Origin of the sequence: Bradyrhizobium sp. (assembly GCF_004799445.1) — a bacterium.
In the GTDB taxonomy this organism is placed as follows: Bacteria; Pseudomonadota; Alphaproteobacteria; order Rhizobiales; family Xanthobacteraceae; genus Bradyrhizobium.
This window is the reverse complement of record NZ_SSNA01000087.1, coordinates 1-4,568: the sequence shown is the minus strand read 5'-3', so window position 1 is coordinate 4,568 and position 4,568 is coordinate 1. Positions and strand designations below refer to the sequence as shown.

The following is a 4,568-nucleotide window of genomic DNA, read 5'->3' as shown; positions in this document are numbered from 1 at the left end:
GTCGCCGGCTTGCGCGAACGCAGCGGCGGGAAGCAGCACGGCGAGGATGGCGAAGCAGCTCTTGCGCATCCCGCCTTTTATCGCGCGTCGGCCGATCAGGCTAGCGCACGAATCTGACGCCGAACGTCCTGCCCTCGCGCCAGACCACTTCGCAGGCGCGCCCGGTGCGGGCATCGCGCGAAAACGCCAGCCGCAGCTTGGCCGGCAGCGTGTTGTTGTCCTCAACGATGATCTTCGCGCCCGACGAGGAAATATCCTCGACCACGCAAGGCCGCGCGGCGAATCCGCCGTCGAGCGTGATCCAGCCGGATTGACGCAGCGATTTGCGCGTTTCGCGCTTCTTGGACCCTAAAGCCATCACATCATCCCCGGCCCAGCCGTATCGCCGCGGGCTTACCAAAGGGTTGAGAAAGATCGACGGATTGCAGTGATCGTGCCGTTGTTCACAGCGAGCCGAACCGCATGGCAAAGCCTTCGCCGGCGCGATAATTCGTTGAGTCTGCTGGATTTCCCGTTTGGCGCTTGTGGCGCTCCCTAGCGGAATCGAACCGCTCTCTCCACCGTGAAAGGGTGGCGTCCTAACCGATAGACGAAGGGAGCGAGAACGCCTGCTTCGCCACGGCCGATCGGGCCGCGGCATCGCCGCTTCGCTTTGGACCCAAGACAAATATACCCGGCAAATCAACGCCTTGAGGCCGCGCTGGCGCCGTGCCACACGGCGACCCCGGTGATGCGGTCTGACTTGCGGCGGGCGAACGTATAGTGGCGTTTGGACGCCCGGGCAAGTCGCGCGGAAGCCGGTTTTGGCGGCAAAATGTGAGATGTGCCGAAGCTGCCGGCGCAGGCGTTCTTTGGCAGTTCGCAACGGTTTTTAAAGCCCCGGTGGGCTAAGGGAGGAACCGGGAATATTTTCCGCCGAAAGCAAGAAATGGCCGCAGCCAGCAAGAAACGCGAAGCGCGCAAGTCAGTGCATCAGGCGGGGTGGATCACCCTCGACGGCGGCTTCGCGGCGCGTCCATGCATGGTGCATGACCTGTCCTCGGCCGGTGCGAAGATCACGGTCGAGGATGCCAGCGTGCTCGCAGGCAATTTGCGGCTGGCATTCTCGCGCGATGCAAAAACCGGCCGGCGCTGCGAAGTGATGTGGCGTCGCGGAAAATCGCTCGGCGTCAAATTCGTCAGGTAGCGGCGCCGGTCTCAGCACGGCGTGCTGCCGTGGTGAACGGCCGACGGAACATCACGACATCGGCGGCGCGATGAACTGCACAAATCCGGGCAGGCTGCCGAATTGGGCGAACCAGCGCTCCAGATGCGCAAGCTTCGGCTTGCTGATGCCCTCGACGCCGAACCAGCGCCTGGCATAGGCGCCCAGCGCGATATCGGCCAGCGTGAATTCCTCGCCTTCGATGAAGCGTCGCGTTGCCAATTGCGCGTCGACGACGCGCCATTGCGCGGCCTCGGCGTCGGCATCGTTCTGGATCGCGACCATGTCGCGTTGTTCGAGCGGGGTTCGCACCAGCGCCCAGAACACCGGACGGTCGACCGGCTGCAATGTCGAGAGCGTCCAGTCGAGCCAGCGGTCGACGCCCGCGCGCAGCTTCGGCGCCTGCGGGTAAAGCGGCGATTGCGGCCGGTAGGCCAGCACAAGGTAACGCATGATCGAATTGGATTCCCAGAGCACGAAATCGCCGTCCACCAGGGTCGGCACACGCCCGTTGGGATTCATCGCGAGATATTCCGGCTCGCGGTTCTTGCCGAACGCCATGCCGGCATCGACGCGTTCATAGGCAAGATCGAGCTCGCGCAGGCACCAAAGCACTTTCTGGACATTGACCGAATTGGCCCGACCCCAGATCGTGAGCCGACCTTGATTGTCGTTCGACACGATATTCCGCTCCCGACGATTGACCCGTCGGGGGTGATATCGGAATTTTCGAAAAAAAGCGCGTCTCTCATCGCGATGGCAGCATGACGCCCGGCGGGGTCGCGAAAAAAAATCAGGCTCCGCCGTCAGCGGAGCCTGATTTACGCAAGCTTGTTACGACCGCCTGGCCTCAACGGCCGAAGAACAACCACAACAAAATGATCACCGGAATTGGTACGCCCAACAGCCAGAGCAAAATTCCGCGTCCCATCATCGTCTCCATCAGTTCCTCAGATGGATTCAAGAACGCAACACCGGAGGTCAGGTTCCGCGCAGGCTGAGAGACGAAAATCCTGGAGCAAACGATAGTTTCGGAACCTTCCGCCTTGAGCAGAGTTTTGGGCGCGCTCGCGCGGCCCGCAAAGCCGCTTACCAGTGACCGGTGTTCGGCATCGAGGTCCACGGCTCCGCCGGAGGCTTGGCATCGCCCTTTTGCAAGAGTTCGATCGAATGCAGGTCCGGCGAGCGGACGAAGGCCATCTGCCCGTCGCGCGGCGGGCGATTGATGGTGATGCCGAGTTTCATCAGACGCGCGCAGGTCGCGTAGATGTCGTCGACCTCATAGGCGAGATGACCGAAATAGCGGTCCTCACCGTATTTTTCTTCCTCCCAGTTATAAGTGAGCTCGACCAGTGGCGCGCCGCGCCCCGGGGAGGCCTTCAGGATGCCTTCGTCTTCGGGGGCGCACAGGAACACCAGCGTGAATTTCGCCTTGTCGTTGTCGATGCGGCGAACCTCCTTCAATCCGAGGGCGTCAGAATAGAACTTCAGCGCGGCATCGAGATTGCGTACGCGCAGCATGGTGTGAAGATAACGCATGGTTGCTCCCGGGAGAGATTGAAGAGATTGCCGTTGGTTTTCGGGGGAACTCAATAGCAGCAAAATGCCCGTGAGGGCAGGGCGTTTCGCGCGCATCTGGTGGAACCATCAGGCTTGGCGGATTTTGATCAGGCAAGACCTTTGATCAAGGCAGAGGTGAATCATGGATCAAAAACCGTACCCGGCCGAAAAAGCGCGGGGAGGCGAGATCATCCTGAACACGCCGGCCCGTCGAGCCATCTTTGTGGCGGGCCTGGTGGGAACCGTCGTTGTTGCGTTCATTCTGATGATCGCGCGCTGATCGTCGTTCCCTGCGACATCTTCACATCTTTGAAAAAGATCGGAACGATCGTCCCGCGCCGATGTTTCCCACCATAACCTTTGATGGAGAAAACGCGATGTCGAGACTTGGTATCCTCGGGGCCACGGCCCTGTCACTCTCGTTGGCAATTGCAAGCCCGGCCTTTGCGCAACAGGCGCACGGCGGCGGGATGCATGTCGGTGGCGTGCATGTCGGCGGCGGCGGCGGCGCATTCCGTGGCGCGCAGGCCAGCATTGGCGCCGGCCGGGTCGGCGGCATGAATGGCGCGACCTTCGCCGGACGTGGCAATGTGCAAAATGGGCAATTCGCCCAGGGTGGTTTCCGCGGCGATCGCGGGTTCCGGGGGCATGATCGCGGCTTCGGCGCCGGCGCGGGTTTCGTGGCCGGATTAGCGGCCGGTAGCGCACTGGGCTACGGCTACGATCCCTCTTACTACGGCGACGACTACGCGTATAATGGCTATGACAATGGCTATGATGCCGGATACCCGGTCGATTCCGAGGTCGTGGTGAGTTCCGGCGGCGACGCATCCTACTGCGCGCAGCGCTATCGTTCCTACGATCCGGCTTCCGGAACGTATCTGGGCTTTGACGGGTTGAGGCACCTCTGCCAATAAGCGATCGAGAAAACCGAAAGAGCGGCTCGCAGGAGCCGCTCTTTTTTGTTGCCGCGATTGATCAGCGTAGTGCCCACGCGCGATAATTCAGTTGAACCGGTCGAAGGCCGTCCGAAGAGGCCAAGAATGCTCGCCCGCGCCGCTAGAGCGTTTTCCAGCGAAGTGGGTCCCGGTTCGCGTAAAGAAAACGCGTCAAAACAAAAAGCTAGAGCCTCCGTTCCGATTCAATCGAAACGGAAAAGGCTATAGGCGGCGCGATCATTCAAGAAATCCACAAGGGCCGAAGGCCGCCTCATTTGGCAGCCTTTCCCGCTTTGTGGGAGGCGCGCAACGCCTCCCTGACCTCGTCGTCCTCAAGGGCATCCTGAACGCGGCGTTCGTCGGATATGAATGTTTTTTTATCGGAAGCCTGCGCTGTCTTCGGACTGCTCGGTGGGGTCGTGCTGTCAGTCGCATCATTGGCGATGGCAGCTTTCTGGTTTGTCATTGTCTTCTCCAAGTCATCGCTGACCACGAGAAATCTGCCCTTTTAAAGAGCTGGATGCCTTGAGCGAGATCAACGATCCGCACCCCTGACCAATTTCGGAATTTCAGAAGTTTCTCTTGACGGCCGGGTAGACGCAGAGATATTTTGATTCGGTCCCGCTCCTCATGAGGGCGTTTCGCGATCGTCACAAGCGCGGGGCGGGATGCGGTGGACGCGGATAGCGCTCTTGACGAATGGCGCTTGAGGCGGACGGCGAAGTCGTGTGGTCCTGACGCCTCGGCGCTGGCGTCAAACTGGCGGAGGTCACTTCGCCAGTGACGGTGTCAACAAGCCGATCACCGGGGAGAGCACGAAGGAAACCGTAAAACCATTGCGCGGGGAATGCCGGGTGATTCCGGTG

8 protein-coding genes and 1 tRNA gene are annotated in these 4,568 nt (G+C 60.8%); 3 read left to right on the top strand and 6 right to left on the bottom strand.

The window, feature by feature from the left end:
• Window positions 1–100: 100 nt before the first annotated feature.
• Entirely contained in the window at window positions 101–358 is a 258-nt protein-coding gene (locus tag E8A46_RS11795; RefSeq protein WP_291560684.1) for a PilZ domain-containing protein, read from the bottom strand.
• A gap of 167 nt (window positions 359–525) precedes the next feature.
• Window positions 526–600 (bottom strand) — tRNA-Glu (locus E8A46_RS11790).
• 328 nt (window positions 601–928) lie between these two features.
• Here E8A46_RS11790 and E8A46_RS11785 point away from each other — a divergent pair.
• A complete protein-coding gene (locus E8A46_RS11785; RefSeq protein ID WP_291560682.1) occupies window positions 929–1,186 on the top strand; it encodes a PilZ domain-containing protein in 258 nt (85 codons plus the stop codon).
• 51 nt (window positions 1,187–1,237) lie between these two features.
• On the opposite strand, the gene E8A46_RS11780 is transcribed toward E8A46_RS11785, so the two are convergent.
• From E8A46_RS11780 to E8A46_RS11770, 3 genes are all read right to left on the bottom strand, one after another.
• Window positions 1,238–1,885 carry a glutathione S-transferase N-terminal domain-containing protein gene (locus E8A46_RS11780; RefSeq protein WP_291560679.1) on the bottom strand — a complete coding sequence of 216 codons (648 nt, stop codon included), beginning with the start codon at window positions 1,883–1,885 and terminating at the stop codon, window positions 1,238–1,240.
• A gap of 169 nt (window positions 1,886–2,054) precedes the next feature.
• A complete protein-coding gene (locus E8A46_RS11775; RefSeq protein ID WP_291560678.1) occupies window positions 2,055–2,327 on the bottom strand; it encodes a hypothetical protein in 273 nt (90 codons plus the stop codon).
• Window positions 2,294–2,743: a VOC family protein gene (locus E8A46_RS11770; RefSeq protein WP_291560677.1), complete on the bottom strand. Its 450-nt coding sequence runs from the start codon at window positions 2,741–2,743 to the stop codon at window positions 2,294–2,296. The genes E8A46_RS11775 and E8A46_RS11770 overlap by 34 nt, the downstream gene beginning before the upstream one ends.
• Window positions 2,744–2,906: 163 nt before the next feature.
• On the opposite strand from E8A46_RS11770, the gene E8A46_RS11765 reads away from it, so the two are divergent.
• Window positions 2,907–3,044 carry a peptide ABC transporter permease gene (locus tag E8A46_RS11765; protein WP_291560676.1) on the top strand — a complete coding sequence of 46 codons (138 nt, stop codon included), beginning with the start codon at window positions 2,907–2,909 and terminating at the stop codon, window positions 3,042–3,044.
• A gap of 97 nt (window positions 3,045–3,141) precedes the next feature.
• Window positions 3,142–3,681 (top strand): BA14K family protein, encoded by a 540-nt coding sequence (locus E8A46_RS11760; protein ID WP_291560674.1) that lies wholly within the window; start codon window positions 3,142–3,144, stop codon window positions 3,679–3,681.
• Between the two features lie 292 nt (window positions 3,682–3,973).
• Here E8A46_RS11760 and E8A46_RS11755 read toward each other — a convergent pair whose 3' ends face one another.
• Window positions 3,974–4,168, bottom strand: coding sequence for a hypothetical protein (locus E8A46_RS11755; protein WP_291560672.1), 195 nt, complete (start codon window positions 4,166–4,168; stop codon window positions 3,974–3,976).
• Window positions 4,169–4,568 lie beyond the last annotated feature (400 nt).